At 43.1% G+C, this 17,997-nt stretch carries 13 protein-coding genes and 2 pseudogenes; 14 read left to right on the top strand and 1 reads right to left on the bottom strand.

Annotated elements, in window-relative coordinates; all coding sequences use genetic code 11:
* Positions 1–59: 59 nt before the first annotated feature.
* The gene (locus tag ING2E5A_RS04855) at positions 60–1,055 is read right to left on the bottom strand and encodes a transposase (protein ID WP_231960445.1); all 996 of its coding nucleotides are present in this window, start codon (positions 1,053–1,055) and stop codon (positions 60–62) included.
* A 1,070-nt stretch (positions 1,056–2,125) separates the two neighbouring features.
* Between ING2E5A_RS04855 and ING2E5A_RS14985 the strand changes: the two genes are divergently transcribed.
* The 14 genes and pseudogenes from ING2E5A_RS14985 to ING2E5A_RS04800 all read left to right on the top strand — a co-directional run bounded on the left by ING2E5A_RS14985 (position 2,126) and on the right by ING2E5A_RS04800 (position 17,620).
* Positions 2,126–2,245 carry a DUF4372 domain-containing protein gene (locus tag ING2E5A_RS14985; protein WP_231960444.1) on the top strand — a complete coding sequence of 40 codons (120 nt, stop codon included), beginning with the start codon at positions 2,126–2,128 and terminating at the stop codon, positions 2,243–2,245.
* Positions 2,220–2,327 (top strand): annotated as a pseudogene (locus ING2E5A_RS15250) (IS4 family transposase); the annotation flags it as partial. The gene ING2E5A_RS14985 and the pseudogene ING2E5A_RS15250, both read left to right, overlap by 26 nt.
* A gap of 197 nt (positions 2,328–2,524) precedes the next feature.
* Positions 2,525–3,628: an ISAs1 family transposase gene (locus tag ING2E5A_RS04850; RefSeq protein ID WP_071136433.1), complete on the top strand. Its 1,104-nt coding sequence runs from the start codon at positions 2,525–2,527 to the stop codon at positions 3,626–3,628.
* Between the two features lie 37 nt (positions 3,629–3,665).
* Positions 3,666–4,943 carry an IPT/TIG domain-containing protein gene (locus tag ING2E5A_RS04845; RefSeq protein ID WP_083373196.1) on the top strand — a complete coding sequence of 426 codons (1,278 nt, stop codon included), beginning with the start codon at positions 3,666–3,668 and terminating at the stop codon, positions 4,941–4,943.
* Positions 4,944–4,969: 26 nt separating this feature from the next.
* Positions 4,970–8,143, top strand: a complete 3,174-nt coding sequence (locus ING2E5A_RS04840; protein WP_071136431.1) for a SusC/RagA family TonB-linked outer membrane protein — start codon at positions 4,970–4,972, stop codon at positions 8,141–8,143.
* Positions 8,032–9,885 (top strand): RagB/SusD family nutrient uptake outer membrane protein, encoded by a 1,854-nt coding sequence (locus tag ING2E5A_RS04835; protein ID WP_231960464.1) that lies wholly within the window; start codon positions 8,032–8,034, stop codon positions 9,883–9,885. The genes ING2E5A_RS04840 and ING2E5A_RS04835 overlap by 112 nt, the downstream gene beginning before the upstream one ends.
* A gap of 23 nt (positions 9,886–9,908) precedes the next feature.
* Positions 9,909–10,193, top strand: coding sequence for a DUF1735 domain-containing protein (locus tag ING2E5A_RS04830; RefSeq protein ID WP_071136430.1), 285 nt, complete (start codon positions 9,909–9,911; stop codon positions 10,191–10,193).
* A gap of 111 nt (positions 10,194–10,304) precedes the next feature.
* Positions 10,305–11,654, top strand: a complete 1,350-nt coding sequence (locus ING2E5A_RS04825; protein ID WP_071136048.1) for an IS5 family transposase — start codon at positions 10,305–10,307, stop codon at positions 11,652–11,654.
* A gap of 24 nt (positions 11,655–11,678) precedes the next feature.
* Positions 11,679–11,837 (top strand): annotated as a pseudogene (locus ING2E5A_RS15885) (DUF1735 domain-containing protein); the annotation flags it as partial.
* A gap of 15 nt (positions 11,838–11,852) precedes the next feature.
* Complete coding sequence (locus ING2E5A_RS04820) at positions 11,853–12,317, top strand: BT_3044 domain-containing protein (protein ID WP_231960442.1); 465 nt, start codon at positions 11,853–11,855, stop codon at positions 12,315–12,317.
* 30 nt (positions 12,318–12,347) lie between these two features.
* Positions 12,348–13,688 (top strand): Ig-like domain-containing protein, encoded by a 1,341-nt coding sequence (locus ING2E5A_RS04815; protein WP_071136428.1) that lies wholly within the window; start codon positions 12,348–12,350, stop codon positions 13,686–13,688.
* A gap of 334 nt (positions 13,689–14,022) precedes the next feature.
* Entirely contained in the window at positions 14,023–15,537 is a 1,515-nt protein-coding gene (locus tag ING2E5A_RS04810) for an IS5 family transposase (RefSeq protein WP_071136427.1), read from the top strand.
* Between the two features lie 65 nt (positions 15,538–15,602).
* The gene (locus ING2E5A_RS04805) at positions 15,603–16,913 is read left to right on the top strand and encodes a Gfo/Idh/MocA family protein (RefSeq protein ID WP_231960441.1); all 1,311 of its coding nucleotides are present in this window, start codon (positions 15,603–15,605) and stop codon (positions 16,911–16,913) included.
* A complete protein-coding gene (locus tag ING2E5A_RS04800; protein ID WP_071138203.1) occupies positions 16,910–17,620 on the top strand; it encodes a 3-keto-disaccharide hydrolase in 711 nt (236 codons plus the stop codon). The genes ING2E5A_RS04805 and ING2E5A_RS04800 overlap by 4 nt, the downstream gene beginning before the upstream one ends.
* Positions 17,621–17,997: the final 377 nt, after the last annotated feature.

Below are 17,997 nucleotides of genomic sequence, written 5' to 3'. Positions count from 1 at the left end.
TTCTGTTCGGTTTTATGCCAGACATGCAAATAAATCGTTCAAGCAAAAAACATTGTGTATCATAACCTTAGATGATGCCATCGAATAGGGATACCTCTTTTCTTTGCCAACATCCTTACCAGGTTTACTGATGTAAGAGATGCATTAAAGTTGAACGATAGCTTTGCTACGTCCCTTGCCTGCGATTGCATCAGTCCGGTGAAGCCTTTGGCATCCCTGAAGCAAAACTCGATCTGAAAACGGGTGCGGTAAAATTCTATGACATCTTTTCCACTCATCTCAGGATTGGTAGAGAAGAACAGTTTTGGTTTTTTCCCATCTTTGAAATACCAGATGACAAGCCTGACCATCTGTTTAAGTGATTTGGAATAGGCTACCAAGGTGTAGAGATCACCGTTATCAATATTGATCTTTTGCACTCTGGTTGTATCCAGGTTGGCCATGTCAATCTTTCCGTCGTAGAATTTGGGCCTGCCCCTTTTACCTGTAGGTTTTTCTCGTGTCGGGTAATAAAGGACGGCATCATCCCTGAAACGGCTGACCAGATTAAATTTCATCTCTTGCAGACCCGTAACAAAGTTGTTCTTTGCGAAGTAGGCATCGGCAACCACGTAACGGCTTGTCCGATGGAGTTTATCCCGCATCGATTTAATGACCAGCAGGTACCAGTCGATCAGGTTGGCATCGCGACTCTCCAGGGTTTGACGGTCCGGAGTCTGAACGGCCTGTAGATTGATGCAATCCTTGTTGTCGATGTCTATAAGGCCCACTCCCAGGATTTCCAATCCTCTTTTCGCCTGACCGGCTGCACCCGACCAGAAGTAACCAATCCAAGGGGTATTCTTTCCTGATTTGGATATATAACTGGGATCAATGGCAATTGCCTTGCGATCTCCGGTTAATACCCTATCAGACAAGGACAAGTTAAACTCCAGCCAATCAAAATCCTTCGAGAAGTTCTGGCGAAATCGCTGTTCACACGACTTGCCATATCTCCACAATTGCAGGAAATTAATCCTGCCGGGAATGACCAGATAGGAAATTAGCGTCTCCATAAGGAATGATTTGAAACTTTTGTTTAACTTCGTAGTTAGTTCAATTAGAACATCACCGCAGATATCTCTATATTGGTTTTTAATTGACATTAATCAATCATAAAAACACTGATAATCAGCCGATTGGCCATATTTTTATGTTGTACCATGTTGCATATATCATTGAATTTTAAATAATTAATTGAATATTTAACGAATAATCGTTGATAAGATGAGGTAAAGATATAAATGCATGAAATTTGGGGTAGTATATATAATGGCATTCCCATCTTTTGTTAATTGAGTTTAACATAGGGGTATACTTGTATAATTATTACCAATCTCATTTATGGCAGTTTCCGTTTCTCTATTTTTTCTTGCTAAAATTGAAATATGGAAATACCGAAATTCTTATCTTTTCATCAATTCAATTTTCAGATAGGGAGGGAGAAGAACCTCTATCGGCAATTTGAACGGGTTACACGGCTTTTTTACAACTTTTGTGTCAGAGTAAAATAAATTTCTATCTAAACGAAATGAACTTAACATTCAATAACTCCCTCAGAGGAGATACTAATACTGGAATACCGGCATTATATGATTTACTGTACTATGGAAGCTTCTGTAAATGTGGAAATTAATTATCTCTTCGTAATAATACTTATGTTCAACAGTTCCGTTTAGGAAAAAACGAGAAAGTATTTGACTGATTGTCAGCCGGAAGGCCACAATGTTGTAGAGTTTTTAAAGTAACAAGTTTAGAAATCATCGAAGTATCAAAAAAACAATAATGAACGAAGGCCCAATGAAGCAATTATGTATTGCCATGATCGACAGACATTTGAGTTTATCGAGACCGATTTTCCCACTTCTTACAAGAGAAACGAATATGTTTTACAACCTATGATATGAAGAGATTATCCTGGGAGTTGTTGAAATTAAATTAAATCATGTCAAACTATTCATATACATTGCTATACCATTAAAATCTAAAATAGCTCTTTGAAATATTTGAAATTTAGTTGGTTGAAGACGATTTTCGATTAAACGGATTTGAATTCTCATCTTTGCGACCCTAATCAGGATTGCAAATGCATAAAGACAAATTTGTGTTCGCTCGGCTGGTCGCCTTCTTAGATAGGAATAAATTCAATTACATCGTTCGAAAGTATGATGGCGACAAATATGTTAAGCATCTCACTGACCGATAAAACGCATCTTCGAGACCTCTTCGACAAAACTAAATTTCAAAATAACAAAGAACGATTTGGACCAGGTTTATTTGATTTTTAATAACGTCCCAATTTTAATGGGACACTAGTGAATTATATAATATTATTTAACATGAAAAAACAATTGTATTTAAATCTCAGGGTCAACGCATAAAAAAATCAGAAAAGACAGTGTTATCAACAATTTATCCGTCTGGTTGTTAATAACTTGTGTTGTTTTGAGGCAATGTAAATGCGTATCTTTGCCTCAAAAAAGACATGACAAGTCCAGCCACTTCTTTGCACCGGTATTTTGAGTGCATTCCCGACCACCGAATCAACAGGAACAAGAAACACCTGCTATCCGACATCATAATCCTGTCGATACTCGCCGTTATTTGTGGGGCGGAATCGTGGGATTCAATTGAACTTTTCGGCAAGACAAAACTTTCATTCCTGAAAACGTTCCTCAAACTGCCCAACGGTATCCCCTCACACGATACGATTAACAGGGTGTTTTCCAGTTTACGTCCACGTCTTTTTGAAGAAGCTTTCATCAAATGGGTTGATTCTTTAAAGGATGAGCATATCACAAAAGAGGTTATCAGCTTGGACGGCAAGTGTATAAAAGGGTCCAAAGACAGCTTTCATGAAAAGAACCCCATCTACATGGTCAGCGCCTGGGCATCAGAAAACCAATTGGTCCTGGGCCAACTCAAGGTGGATGAGAAAAGCAATGAGATCACGGCCATCCCGTTATTGCTGGACCTGCTTGACATAGAAGGAAGCATTATTACCATAGATGCCATTGGTACCCAAACGAAGATTGCTGAAAAAATCATAGAAAATAAAGCGGATTATATCCTTTCGGTCAAGGGTAACCAGAAAGAGCTTTTGTCCCAGGTGGAGGACAGTTTCAACCGGCATAATCCGGACTCGGTCGATCAGGTGACGGAAAAAGGGCACGGACGGATTGAAACACGTACCTGTGAAATTATCTCGAACCTGGGTTTCATCGACAACAGGGAACACTGGAAAGGACTCAAGACGATTGTCAGGATTACTGCCCACAGGGACACGGGTAAAAAACAGGAGACCGAAACCCGTTTCTACATTAGCAGTGTCATTGACCAAGCAGCAAACTTCAACACTTTTATACGTCAGCACTGGGGCATTGAAAACAAACTCCACTGGACATTGGACATGGTTTTTGACGAAGACCGGCAAAGGAAAAGGGCGAAGAACTCCGCCCAAAACTTTTCCTTCATCAGAAAAATAGCACTCAACCTTCTAAAACAAGACACATCGAAGGGTTCTTTGGTTTCAAAACGTCTCAAGGCCGGGTGGGATGACAACTTTTTGCTACAGTTGTTGAAAATTTAAATGCGTTGACCCTGATTTAAATCTTATCTTTTTCGTTGTGGCTACTGTTTTTTGGTCATGCGAAAGTAACAAGTCCGATAATTTCGGGCGGCAAGATTATGATCCCAAAAAACCGGTCGTAATCACCGGCTTTGAACCTGATTCAGGTGGGATGTCCACTAAAGTTTTCATTACAGGGGACAACTTTGGATCGGATCCATCCAAGATCAAAGTCTATTTCAATAATGTGCCGGCACCTGTAATTGGTTCTGACGGAAAGCATATTTACACGATTACTCCACGTCAGCCGGGTAGGGAGAATATCATCTCTGTTGTGGTGAACGGTGATTCCACAGCTTTTACGAAGAAGAAATACTTGTATAGGACAATGTATGTCATTCAAACCATTACCGGAAGAAAAGGAACGACCCAATTCAAGGGGGGGAGATTATCTGAGGCCGAATTTCATCAGCCTTCCACAATAGCTGTGGATACAACGGGTAACATCTTTATTTCCCATTGGCGCGTTCCGTTTTGTTTTGTTAGAATCAACGAGAAAGAAGACATCGTGGAAGCGGTATTACCGGGAAGTTCAACGGATGCCACTTATGCATTGGGTGCACCGACAGTAGATGCAAACGGGACAGTCTCTGCCATTTCCGATGGAGGTAGATTATTCTTTACTTTTGATCCGCTTGAAGCCTGGACACCAAGACAACGTTCAATTCTGCCGGCAGGGGCTAATGGCATTCCCTTTACATTTAGTACTGCACACAGCCTTGCAGCGCATCCGGTAACAGGTGATCTCTATACGCGTTATTTTGCTTCGGGACATCTTGTCAAGATCGATCCTAATACAAGGGAAGGGACATTAGTATCGGAAACGTTAACCTCATCCGACTCATACCTTGTTTTTGACCCTGTGAACCCCAATATCCTGTATATTGCCTATTCATCGTTGCATTGTATTGGTAAATATGATTTCGAAAAGAATGAACATACAATTTTTGCGGGAAGGAACGGTGAAGCAGGCTGGCAAGACGGACCTTTGTCGGAAGCCCGGTTTAATACTCCCAACCAGTTGATTGTTGCACCCAATGGAAATCTCTATCTGGCAGACAGGAACAACCATTGTATACGTATGATTACCCTTGACGGAAATGGCGGCGGCATGGTATCTACCGTTATCGGAAAAGGAGGTATTGCCGGTTATCAGGATGGCAATCCCGAGGATGCCTTGTTCAATCAACCAAGAGGTGTGGCTGTAACACCGGATGGAAACATATATATTACAGACCTTGGAAACAATGTGGTCCGAAAGTTAACTATAGAATAATTACCATTAATAATTGAAAATTTATTATGCAAATTGATTATAAAAAAATAGTGGTTGTTTGTTTACTGTGCCTACTCCCGTTATTAGCTGCGGCACAGGTATTTAACATGGGTGGCACCGTATTTGACGAAAATGGAGAGACGCTTCCGGGAGTTAGTATTTACCTGAAGGCGCAAGCAATGGTCGGTACGGCTACTGATGCCGACGGAAAGTTTAAGATCAAGGCTTCCAAAGGGGATGTACTTGTGTTTTCTTATATTGGTTACGAAGTTAAGGAATATCTTGTTGATGCTGAGAATAGCAATATTACCGTGACGTTGGTGCCGACTGCCACTCAAATAGAAGAGGTGGTTGTTACCGCCTTGGGAACTCAGCGAAAGATCAGCGTTGTGGGTGCTGTTACATCAGTCGATGTACAAGAACTACAAACACCTGCCACCAGTATTGCCAACATGTTGGGAGGACGCGTGGCCGGTATGATTACCCAACTGGGCAGTGGTGAACCGGGTAAAAACATTTCGGAGTTCTGGGTACGCGGTATCGGTACATTCGGTGCAAGCAGTTCGGCGTTGGTGTTGATAGACGGTTTAGAGGGTGATATAAATTCGATCGACCCTGCCGACATCGAGTCATTTTCCATATTAAAGGATGCTTCTGCTACAGCCGTTTACGGAGTTCGTGGAGCCAATGGAGTAGTATTGGTTACGACCAAACGCGGACAAAGCGGTAAGATGCAAATCAAGGCAAGAGCCAACTTTACACTTTCCTATCTGAAACGCATGCCCGAATATCTGAGGGCTTACGATTATGCCGTTTTGGCCAACGAAGCAAGGGCCGTACGTAACGAAGAGATCCTTTATGACGATATGGAGTTGAAACTGATCAAGTACCATCTGGATGACGATCTTTATCCCGACATCAATTGGCAGGATGAGATCATGAAACGAAACGGCTTCCAGCAGACATATTACGTGAGTGCACAGGGCGGAAGTCAAGCAGCTCGTTATTTTATCAGTTTGGGCACCTCGGCGGAAGATGCCGCCTATAAAGTAGCTCCTGAAAACACCATCCGCTCCGGTGTTGGTTATAATACATATAATTACCGTATCAATCTGGATATTGACCTGACTAAGAGCACTACATTGTATTTCGGAACTGACGGTTTCATGTCGCTCAGGACCCAACCCGGTTTTGCAAATACAGATGCCATGTGGAACGCCCAATCGATGCTTACTCCCATTACCGTTCCTATCAGATATTCGACCGGAGAGTTACCTGCATACAGTTCAGCCGACGGAGGAGGGGGGGTATCACCCTATGTGCTGCTGAATTACACCGGAAAACAGACTAATCAGCATTACATCGGTAAGGCGACACTGGCTTTGGCGCATGACTTCTCCTATTGGGTAAAAGACTTGAAACTAAGGATGCAGGGAGCCTATGACAACCTCTCATGGAAAGACGAAACCCGCTATGTAATGCCCGAATTGTATCTGGCGAGCGGCCGTACCACCTGGGGAGAATTACAAAGGGCGAAGAGCTTAGATGCAGTGAGTCCCCAATATTCAAATTATCAGAGGCAGTCACGTAAATATCACTTCGAAAGTACGGTCACCTGGGATAAAGTCCTTGCGGACAACCACCGTGTAAGCGCGTTACTTTACTATTATATGAGTGACTCGCAGGACACATATGACGCTGATAATGCCGCTGCAGGACGTCGTGCCCTGGAAGCTCTTCCCAAAAGGTATCAGGGTATATCCAGCAGATTAACATACGGGTATAAGAACACCTATATGATCGACTTCAATTTCGGTTATACCGGTTCCGAAAACTTTGAACCCGGGAAACAGTTCGGTTTCTTCCCATCAATTGCATTGGGTTGGGTACCTACCAGTTATGAGTGGGTGGCCGAAAATATGAGTTGGCTCAGCCATTTCAAACTACGCGGTTCGTATGGATCGGTAGGTAGTGACCGTATTGCCGATTTCCGGTTCCCGTTCATGACCATTATCGGAGAAAACCAGCCTGTGGGTTGGGGTAGTACACTCAATGGTGTGAGCGAATTGCAGTTCGGGGCCAATAACCTGATGTGGGAAAAGGCATTGAAAGCCAACCTGGGGGTTGAAACCAATTTATTGGATGACCGGTTTACATTAGTAGTGGATTTCTTTAACGATAAACGCGAAAATATTTTCCAACGCAGGGAAACGATCCCCGGTTATGTAGGGTTGGTCTATTCTGCACGCCCCTATGGTAATGTGGGAAGTATGCGCAGCTACGGTACAGACGGTAACATCTCCTATACGCACATATTCAATAAGGAGTGGAATTTTACAGTACGCGGCAATTATACCTATTCAGCCAACGAAATCATCAATTGGGAACAACCACCTACAAGGTATCCCTACCAACCCTATAACGGATATCCTTTGTCTTCGATACGCGGTTACATCGCCACCGGTCTGTTTACAGACGAAGATGATATAGAATTCAGCGCAAAACAGTCATTTGGCGGATTTAAGGTTATGCCCGGTGATATCAAATATAAAGATATCAACGGCGACGGTGTGATCAATACCGACGACCAGGTCTTCCTTTCTGATCCTACCTACCCGCGATTAATGTATGGTTTTGGCGGTGAGATGAAATACAAAGATTTCACGTTAGGCATATTGTTCAAGGGAACAGGAAAAACCGATTTTTTTCATGTGGGGTATTACCATTCAAGTTACGGCACCAATGGCCCAGGTTATGTGCCATTCAATAATGGAAGGATCGGGAATGTGCTGACAATGGTCAATGACCCATCCAACCGTTGGGTACCGAAGGAATATGCTTTGGCAAACGGTATTGACCCGGCTTTGGCTGAAAATCCCAACGCCCGCTTCCCGCGCCTCTCATACGGATATAATGCCAATAACTCACAGTTATCTACTTTCTGGAAGGGTGATTCACGCTACTTACGCCTGCAGGAGGTAACACTCAATTACCATCTCAAGTCGAATTACCTTAAACGTTTCGGCTTGTCATCGGCAGATATACAGTTGGTTGGAAATAATCTTTATGTTTGGGACAAGGTGAAAGAGTGGGATCCGGAACAGGGATTCAGAAACGGACGCGCTTATCCGATACCGGCGAGGGTTACAAATTCGACAAACTGGGCTCCTTTGCCTGTGATGAGGCATTTTCGATCATGATCTCCGATTACTCTTCATTGGATTTCGTACAGGGGAACATAACACCTACCAACCTCAGGTCGTTCAACATCTGGAACAGCATGTATATCATTGTCCGTAAAGTCAATACGGTTTTAGCGAATATCGACAAGGCCAAAGACCTGACCGGCAGGGATAAGGATGAACTGATGGGTTATCTCTATTTCATGCGCGCCTATGCCTATTACAGATTGATCACCTATTACGGTCCCATTGTGATTGTAGGTGATGACCTGATGGAAACCAACGAGTCGGAGGAATACTACGACCGTCCACGGGCCACCTTCGATGAATCGGTAGACTATGTTTGCGATGAACTGGAAAAGTCGGCCAAGTTGATGCCCGACCAAGTCTCACCCAGTTATTTTGGTCGTCCATCTGCCGGATCGGCATTGGGCTTGAGTGCACGACTGCGGTTGATTCAGGCAAGTCCCCTCTGGAATGGAGGAACGGCCGCCCGTAGAACCTATGGAACCTGGAAAAGGTCGACCGATGGAGTAAACTATGTATCACAACAATACAACGAGCGCAAATGGGCTGTGGCTGCAGCTGTTTGCAAGCAGATCATAGACATGAACATCTTTTCTTTGCATACCGTAAGGAGAATGCCGGATACCGCACCCCTACCCAGCAATGTGCCACAGGATAATTTCCCGTATGGTGCAGGGGATATCGACCCGTTCCGTTCCTATGCCGATATGTTTACCGGTGAGTCGCCGTTTGCACGTAACCCGGAATATCTGTGGGCACAGAAATCATCCGGATTGGAGAATTATTCGAGACATGCCTTTCCGTATGAAATTTATAACGGGTATGGTACGGTATCGGTTCCTCAAAAAGTGATTGATGCCTATCGCATGGCGGATGGACGTACTATTGAGAACTCAAGCGATCAATATCCCTACGAGACTGATGGTATGTGGAATAACGGTACCGATATGGTATTTTCGGGATATACTTTAAAGGGAAATGTGCACAAAATGTATGTAAACCGCGAAATGCGCTTCTATGCAAGTATCGGGTTCAGCGGCGCACATTGGCCGATGCTCTCAACCTCAAACTTAAGCAAGAGGAATATTCAATTCTGGTATAATCTGAATGGTAACGCCGGTAAAAATTCAGTCCGTAATTTGCCATACAACGTAAATACAACAGGCTATTCACTGAAAAAATTCGTACACCCCGAAGATTCATGGGGGGCACCGGGACAAGGTACCGGCTATGAAAACTCGAGAAGATTAGAGAAAGCATATCCCATTATCCGCTATGCAGAAATCCTGCTTGCCTATGTGGAAGCTTTAAATAATCTTACCTCTACCCATACTGTTGGAGAATACCAACTCTCAAGGGATATCGAAGAGATGCGTTTTTATTTCAATATGATTCGCTATAGAGCCGGATTACCGGGTCTGACCGATGCTGAACTGGCCTCAAAAGAAGAGATGCAAAGTATTATTGAACGCGAACGTATGGTGGAATTGTTGCACGAAAATGCACGATTCTGGGATGTACGGCGTTGGGGTAAGTATGAAATTACAGAGAGAGAGCCTATACAGGGTATGGATATGGATGCAGACGGATTAGCCTTTTACAACGTAGTACCAGTTAATCAAACCGTGGCTAGAAACAGGGTAGTGGATAAGAAGTTGATTCTTGTCCCCATTGAATTGAATGAGATAAGGAAATCACCTTCGATGGATCAGAACCCGGGATATCAATATTAATCGAAAGAAAAATTGAAAAATATATGAAACTATCATTGAAAATATTCATAGCTTGCATCGTTGTGTTTGGTTTTAGCGGTTGCAACACCGACTCCATTTATCAGGAAGAACAATACAAGACTTTGGTTTATTTGTTAAGTGGTTCGGATAATGTTTTTGCCACATCCTACACACTCAATGAGGATGAACCAGTAAGGTATGTATCTATTGGATGCGGCGGTTCAAACAGTAATGAACAGGATATCACGGTAACGCTTGAGCCGTATACTGAAATGTTAGATAAGTATAATAGTTTGAATTATAATTAGTCAGCCCTTAAAAAGTATTCAATCGTCTATGATACAGTAAAATAATAGATATTTTCCTTGGTTATATCTGCAAGTTTTCGTAAATTTGAGATATAAATCTTGCAGAAAATCATGCTGGCAAAACAACAAGACCGTTCACAACACTCATTGTTCTTTTCACTGGAAAGCACATTGAATCATAAGCACCCGCTATTCATTCTGGCCAATAAAATTGATTGGGAGATGTTTGAAAGAGAGTTCTCACCCCTGTATTGTCCCGATAACGGACGTCCGGCGAAGCCCATTCGCCTGATGGTGGGATTATTGATCCTGAAACACATCCGAGATCTCTCGGATGAAAGCGTGGTGGAACAATGGAGTGAAAACAATTACTACCAGTATTTTTGTGGTGAACAGGAATTCCAACCTCGTGTTCCTTGTGAAGCGTCAGAGTTGGTTCATTTCCGTCACCGCATCGGCAAAGAGGGTATTGAGCTGATCTTAAGGGAGAGCATCCGTATCAATGGTAAAGACTCGAACGACAAGGACGTTTACATCGACACCACTGTCCAGGAGAAAAATATCACCTTCCCCACGGATGACAAACTGGCAAAGAAGATTATCAAGAGGTGCTGGAAGATAGCAGACAGGAACAGTTTGGATTTGCGCCAGAGTTACAGGCGAATCCTGAAAGATCTTTCCTACGATCAGCGCTTCCGAAATCACCCACGAAACAAGGGTAAAGCCAGGAAAGCGGATAAGAAAGTGAGAACCATAGCCGGACGGCTGGTACGCGATGTGGAAAGGAAGCTGGGTACCATGGTTGATGGTTACCGGAATGAACTGGACCTGTACAAGCGGGTACTGGCCCAGAAGAAGAAAGACAAGAACAAGGTTTATTCACTGCACGAGGTGGATGTGCAATGCATCAGCAAGGGGAAAGAGCATAAACTGTACGAGTTTGGAAACAAGGTATCCATCACACGAACCGGTAGCGGTGTAATTGTTGGAGCACTGAGTTTTAGAAATGAATTTGACGGGCACACGCTAGACAAGGCTATCGAGCAAGTGGAGAAGTTGACGGAAAGAAAACCCCGAAACGGTATCTGCGACAGGGGGTACCGGGGAAGAAGTAAAGTCAGGGATACACTCATCCACATCCCCAAATCCTTTTCAAAGGCTCTAAGCACCTATAGGAAGAATAAAGAGAGAAAGTACTTCCGCAAGCGGGCAGGTATTGAGCCTGTAATCGGACACCTGAAAGAAGATCACCGTCTCTCCTGCAATTACTACAAGGGAATCACCGGGGATGAGATCAATGTTATGCTCGCAGCTGCCGGATTCAACTTCAAAAGGATGATGAACAAGTGGAAGTCATCTTTTTGGCTCTTCCTTGAAAAGATAATTGTGTTCCTGAACAGGCAACTTCACCCCATCAGGGGAGGTGAAATTTTACAAACCAGAGAAAAATGGGCTTTTTAAGGCTCGACTAATTATCAGAGCGAGTATGCCAAATTGTTACCTGCCGACAGGTACGAAATTGAGTCATACTCTGTAACATTGCCTGCCAAATCAAATTATCACTATGCAAGACTGCCCATAAAAGTTAGGCCGTTGGGATTGTCTCCCGATTCGTTGTATTTCATACCGTTGAGGATTAAAAGTGTTTCACGGTATGATGTGAATGAAGAGAAAAGAGATGTATTGTTCCGTGTGGCCATAGAAAATGATTATGCAGAGCAATTAGTACCTACCTATTATGTAAAAAGTGGATCAATGACCGATCCGATTACCGTATTAAGTGGTACAAAATTAGTACAACCGTTGGAAAAAGATAAGGTGAGAATGTTTGTCGGTAACGAAATCTACGGGAGTACTACAACCGTTGAGGACATTGAGAGACTGTCAATTGTGGTACAGATCAATGAAGATAATTCACTCACGATTACTCCCTATGGTTCAATGGAAGTAGAGATGCTTGACAACGTAAATGGTTATAACAGATACGTTCCTGATCTTGTACAAGGTACAAGTAAACAACGCGTATTCTACCTCAACTATCGTTTTAGACTTAAACAGAGCAACGGAACCTACTCCGGATGGAGAGAAGTAGAGGAAAGGTTGATTCGTGTAGAAGATAATTGATAATATAAGAACTGATTAAAGAAAAAAAATATGAATAGATTTTTATATAGGGCATTTTTCATTTTCGTCGGTTTGTTGATCTTCTCAGCTTGTGCCGACGGACCGGAAAGAGATGTGGAATACACGATTTATACCACCCAGTCTTCAATTGAATTGTTAGAAGGTGAAGAATTTCAAATTAATGCAAGTCCAACGACTCAAACATTCACCTATGAATCGACCGACAAATCTGTGGCAACAGTCAGTTCAACAGGGTTAGTACGTGGAATCAGTGACGGTACATGCTTTATCAATATTACAAGCAGTGAAGGGTTGAGTAGGTCAATACCCGTAGATGTGGAAAAGCTTCGACTCCTTGAAGGGATTGATGTGTACAACAAATCCAATTTGATGTCGAATGACTCTATTTCAATTATATTAGGTCAAACTATGGAGTTGGCCGGAAATGCAATACCCTCTAATTACAATGAAAAAGTCCCATTCAACCTTATTTGGGAATCGTCGGACGAAGACATTGTAACAATCGATGATAGGGGTAAAGTTACAACTGTTTATTTTGGTAAAGCCGAAATTACGGTCAGCGTAGCAGATAAACCCTCCGTAAAGAAGGTTATACCTGTTGAAGTTATGGAGAATCCTATCACATCCATTCAGTTAGAAAAGGAATTGATTTTGAGATTAAATCAAAAACACACTGCGGAAGCCTCACCGTTACCTGTAAATTACGCTGTTAGAGATTCTTCTCTTGTTTGGAAATCCTCTGACGAATCGGTTGTGAAAGTGATGGATGGCGAATTAGAAGCGGTTGGCACAGGAACAGCTGTTGTTACTGTTTCAGTTAAAAGTGATCCTACCATATTTTCGGATTTAACTGTAGTCGTTGCACTGAATCCGGTTACTCTCGACCGTACAAGTTGGGAAATTATCGATTGGAACTCATGTATCTCTGAAGAGCCGCAATACGCATCACTTAACCGCACTCCGGAGAAAATGCTTGATGGAAACTTAGGTACTTTCTGGGGATCGAAGTGGGATGCTCCCAAGCCACTTCCCTATTACTTCATCTTCGACATGAAAAAAGAGTATAAGATCTACAGTATTAGTATTACTAAACCAAACGATGCCTGGAGAGGGAACATTAAAAACGGATATATAGAGATCAGTAATGACAATGTTAACTGGACAAAATTATCCGATTGGAGTGTGCCCAGCAATGCGCCACGTTCACACTCTTTCATCCAGGATGGATCTTCAGCTCGATATATCAGATTTGTTATCAGCGACGCATTTGAGTATGATAAACCGGCAACTGGTCCAGCAAGCGGAGCACGCTGTGATATAGCCGAATTTAGTGTGTTGGGTGAAGAATAATTGAAATTATAAAGAAGATGTTTGGAAAAGAGATCTCTTTCCGAACATCTTCTTTCATATTAATTTATAGTGCAATTTAAAACCACCTGTCCACGAGGAGGTGATCTTGAAATTTAGTTTTTACCCCTGTTTAATAGGTATTATGGAGGTAAATCCGTAAATTTGGCTTTCAATCACCTCTTTTAAGATAGATAGTTGAATTCAGATAATTTCATTAGTTAACTAGGGTCTGCTGAATAATTGGCATTTGTGTTGTATATCAGTAAATTAGTTGGTAAAAAATTTGCATAACTGCAAGAAATTGAGTATTTTTACTTCATAAACCTTGCATTTTATGATACGATACAAGAGCTCCAGGCAGCTTTCAATTTCAGAGTTCAAGATGCCCTTTGAGGCAAAACTGGATGAGAATAACCGGTGGGTTATTCTTTCAAAAATAGTTCCATGGGAAGAGTTCGCCCGGCTTTATTACAAGAACTTCAAAAGCAACCGGGGTGCCCCCACCAAAGATGCCAGGCTTGTGCTGGGAGTGATCATCATCAAACACATCATGAAGACGGACGATCGCGGGGTGATAGAGATGATCCAGGAGAATCCTTACATGCAGTATTTTCTTGGTCTCGAAGCTTTCACCTATGAACAGGTGATGACACCGTCACTGCTGGTCTCCATCAGAAAGCGAATCGACCTTGATGTCTTTGAATCATTGACGGACGACTTGATAAGAAAAGGGTTGAAGCTAAAAGCCGGGGCAAATCAAGAAGAGGCTGACACGGTTACGAAGGATGATGAAGATGAAGATGGAGATGATCATGATGACGATCCGCATCCGGGTAACAAGGGTAAGCTTCAAATGGACGCAACGGTCTGTGATGCGGACATTAAGTATCCCACAGACCTGGATTTGTTGAACGAAAGCCGTCAAAAGGCAGAAGAACTGATTGATGAACTGTGTTTGAAACTGGGAGTTCAGGATAAACCCCGCACATACAGGAGAGTAGCGCGCAAGGAGTTCCTGAATGTGTCGAAAATGAAGAGAAAACCTGCCTACGTGTTACGAAAAGCGATACGCAAGCAGATCAACTACCTGAAACGGGATGTACGGATTATTAACAAGATGCTGGACACCATAAAGGATGAACCGATTCCTTTCGAGAGGCGGCAACTGAAATATTTTTTTGTCATCCAGCATCTGCTGGAACAACAGGAGACAATGTACAAGAAGAAGAGCCATCAGGTAGAAGATCGCATCGTGAGCATTCATCAGCCACATGTTCGCCCCATCGTCCGTGGTAAAGCCAAGGCCAAGACGGAGTTTGGCGCCAAGATCAACATCAGCCTGCTGGATGGATATGCCAGGGTGGATCATTTTGACTGGGATGCCTTCAACGAGGGGCAGGATCTTCAGTCACAGGTTGAACGCTTCAGGAAGCTGACAGGGAAGTATCCGGAGCTGGTTCAGGTGGACAAGATATATCTTACCCGGGAGAACAGACGGTTCTTGAAAGAGAAAAGAATCCGCTACACCGGGGAACCACTGGGACGAAAGCCGGCAAAAGAGATCAAGAGCAAATACCAAAAACGTAAAGAGCGACGAGAGGCTGCAGAACGCAACCAGGTTGAAGGGAAGTTTGGTCAAGGCAAGCGTGGATATGGTTTAAATGATATCCGGGCCAGACTCTCCTCGACGTCAAGGAGTTGGATAGGGGCTATCATTTTTGTGATGAATCTGATCCGGCATATGAGGGATATTCCCTTACCTTATTTTGTCTCGTTACTACAGAAGTTAATGATAGTGAGAAATATAAACATTTATCCACTCGGGCCACAAATGAAATTGTGTGCCTGATTGGGAATTAATAAGCAGACCCTAACTAAACAAAAATGCAAAACAGACGTGAATTTATAAAAAAGATGGCCATTGGCTCAGTAGCCCTTAGCTCTACAACGTCGTTATTTCCGTCGACAGGCGAAAGATTAGCGAAAGATGTGAGAAGAACGGTATCAGCCAACTCCAATATCAATATTGCCTTGATTGGTAAAGGAGGCATGGGTACCTCCAATACACATACGGCCTTATCGGTGCAGGGTGTGAAGCTTGTGGGTGTATGTGACTTGTACGATAAACGGTTGAAGGATGCCAAGGCTCAATGGGGAAATGATCTCTTCACCACAAAAGAATATAAGGAAATCCTATCCCGGAAAGATGTGGATGCCGTTATTATTGCCACCCCCGACCATTGGCATCAACCAATAGCCATTGAGGCGATGAATGCCGGAAAACATGTCTATTGCGAAAAGCCGGTTATCCATAAGTTGAACGAGGGCAAGGCGCTGATTGAAGCCCAAAGAAAAACCGGCGTTAAGTTTCAGGTCGGCAGCCAGGGAATGGCCTCGTTGGGGAACCGGGCAGCCCGGTTATTGGTGCAGCAGGGAGTAATCGGTCCCGTTAATTTTGTAGACGGCCAGTTCACCAGTGCACCCGGCCGGTTGAATGCTTTTACAGCTCCCGAAGATGCTTCCGAAGAAACAATCTGGTGGAGCCGCTTTTTGGGAAACGCGCCTAAAAAGCCGTTCAATCCCCAACATTTTTTTGCATGGCGTAACTGGAAAGATTACGGCACGGGCATAGCAGGCGACCTGTTTGTACATGTTCTGTCGAGTATTCATTACATCATGGATGCGGAAGGTCCCGAAAAGGTATATACAACCGGCGGATTACGTCATTACACCGATGGCCTGCGCGATACTCCCGATGTAATGCTAGGTTACTTTGATTATCCCGACAGAAATAACTTGGGGGCATTCACGGTTCAGTTGGGAGCCAATTATGTGGATGGCGTTTCGAAGAAATGGGGAAGTATGGATTTCAAGATTGTCGGTTCGAAAGGGACATTGGACGTAGGATGGGATAAAGTTGTGCTGAAGACAATGGAAGATGTGAACCCAAAAGATCTTGAAGTATTGGAGCAATTGGGACAGGGAATGAATGCCCCCGAGAAAATCTCCCCCCGGGAGTATGTCTTTCATGCCGAAAAGGGATATAAGGGAGGTCATTATGATCATCACTTTAACTTCATCAATGGTATCAGAAACAATACTCCATTGACTGCAGATGTGCTGTTTGCCGTCAGGACAGCAGCTCCTGCACTATTAAGTTTCGAAAGTTATCTACGAAAAGACGCAATTCAATGGGATGCCCAAAAACTCAAAATAAAGAAATGAGACAGTTAAGAATAATTCTTGCATTATTGCTGATAACCGTCTCTTGTCAAGTGACTGAGAGCAGCAGTTCGAGACAGGCAGCAAAAAAAGATAATAATCTCTTTCGACTCCCGAAGGAAGAAAAGAGAGAGGGATTTAAGGTGCTATTCGACGGCACATCCATGTCGCAATGGACAAGCAATACGGATGAGTATGTTTTGGAAAACGGATGTATCGTGATGTATCCTAAAACCGGGCACGGTAATTTATATACAAAACAGGAGTTCGACAATTTTATTTTACGCTTTGAGTTTTTATTGACCCCCGAAGCGAATAGCGGATTGGGAATCCGTCATAAAATGATCAGTGCACCGAGCGGTTACGATGGCATGGAACTGCAGATCCTGGATAATGAGGCTCCAATCTATAAGGAGTTGAAGCCATACCAGTACCACGGATCGGTATATGGGTGGATACCTGCGAAACGGGGCTTTTTGAAACCTGCTGGGGAGTGGAATTCACAGGAGGTGATTGCGGATGGCGACAATATTAAAGTCATTTTGAACGGTACCGTAATTGTTGACGGCAATTTAAGAGAGGCAACCAAAGACACTCCCGCCGACAAGGTGCCGGCAACATTATTCTATAAGAAAGGGCATATCGCCTTTTTGGGACATAATTCTGTTGTCAAATTCAAAAATATCCGGATCAAGGAGTTAAAGCACTAAGAGAGTCTATTCTTCCTTATCCCCAAACCGTTCGATAACTTTGAGTGATTTGCGTTCGGTTCCGATTATCGGTCTTTATACAGTCGGTAATCAACAAGTTTGAGATGCCCAAAAATGTAGAGAAGCTTATTAAAGCAGGCTTTTATAAATGTGAATGGGATACTTGTAAAATTATACCGTTCCTGATTGGGTAAAATTGCCTGTTCAGGAACAAAAGTAGAGTAATAAGTTGTAAAAGTTTGGACTTGATCTGACAGTAGGGCTATTTTGTTATATTCTATACGATGGGTTTTCTAAGCCATAATTTCTTGGAATAGGAAGATAATGAGAGGGGGATTTTAGTCCCCCTTGACCATTCCAGTCAGTCAGGTTATCGC

The organism is Petrimonas mucosa, from assembly GCF_900095795.1.
Classification (GTDB): domain Bacteria; phylum Bacteroidota; class Bacteroidia; order Bacteroidales; family Dysgonomonadaceae; genus Petrimonas; species Petrimonas mucosa.
The sequence above is the reverse complement of the archived record's forward strand: the minus strand, read 5'-3'. Positions and strand labels throughout refer to the sequence as shown.

Excerpts from the sequence above, each read along its gene's own strand:
- ING2E5A_RS04855 (WP_231960445.1), bottom strand. The coding sequence starts at position 1,055 with ATGGAGACGCTAATTTCCTATCTGGTCATTCCCGGCAGGATTAATTTC.
- ING2E5A_RS14985 (WP_231960444.1), top strand. The coding sequence starts at position 2,126 with ATGCATAAAGACAAATTTGTGTTCGCTCGGCTGGTCGCCTTCTTAGAT.
- ING2E5A_RS04850 (WP_071136433.1), top strand. The coding sequence starts at position 2,525 with ATGACAAGTCCAGCCACTTCTTTGCACCGGTATTTTGAGTGCATTCCC.
- ING2E5A_RS04840 (WP_071136431.1), top strand. The coding sequence starts at position 4,970 with ATGCAAATTGATTATAAAAAAATAGTGGTTGTTTGTTTACTGTGCCTA.
- ING2E5A_RS04830 (WP_071136430.1), top strand. The coding sequence starts at position 9,909 with ATGAAACTATCATTGAAAATATTCATAGCTTGCATCGTTGTGTTTGGT.
- ING2E5A_RS04825 (WP_071136048.1), top strand. The coding sequence starts at position 10,305 with ATGCTGGCAAAACAACAAGACCGTTCACAACACTCATTGTTCTTTTCA.
- ING2E5A_RS04815 (WP_071136428.1), top strand. The coding sequence starts at position 12,348 with ATGAATAGATTTTTATATAGGGCATTTTTCATTTTCGTCGGTTTGTTG.
- ING2E5A_RS04810 (WP_071136427.1), top strand. The coding sequence starts at position 14,023 with ATGATACGATACAAGAGCTCCAGGCAGCTTTCAATTTCAGAGTTCAAG.
- ING2E5A_RS04805 (WP_231960441.1), top strand. The coding sequence starts at position 15,603 with ATGGCCATTGGCTCAGTAGCCCTTAGCTCTACAACGTCGTTATTTCCG.
- ING2E5A_RS04800 (WP_071138203.1), top strand. The coding sequence starts at position 16,910 with ATGAGACAGTTAAGAATAATTCTTGCATTATTGCTGATAACCGTCTCT.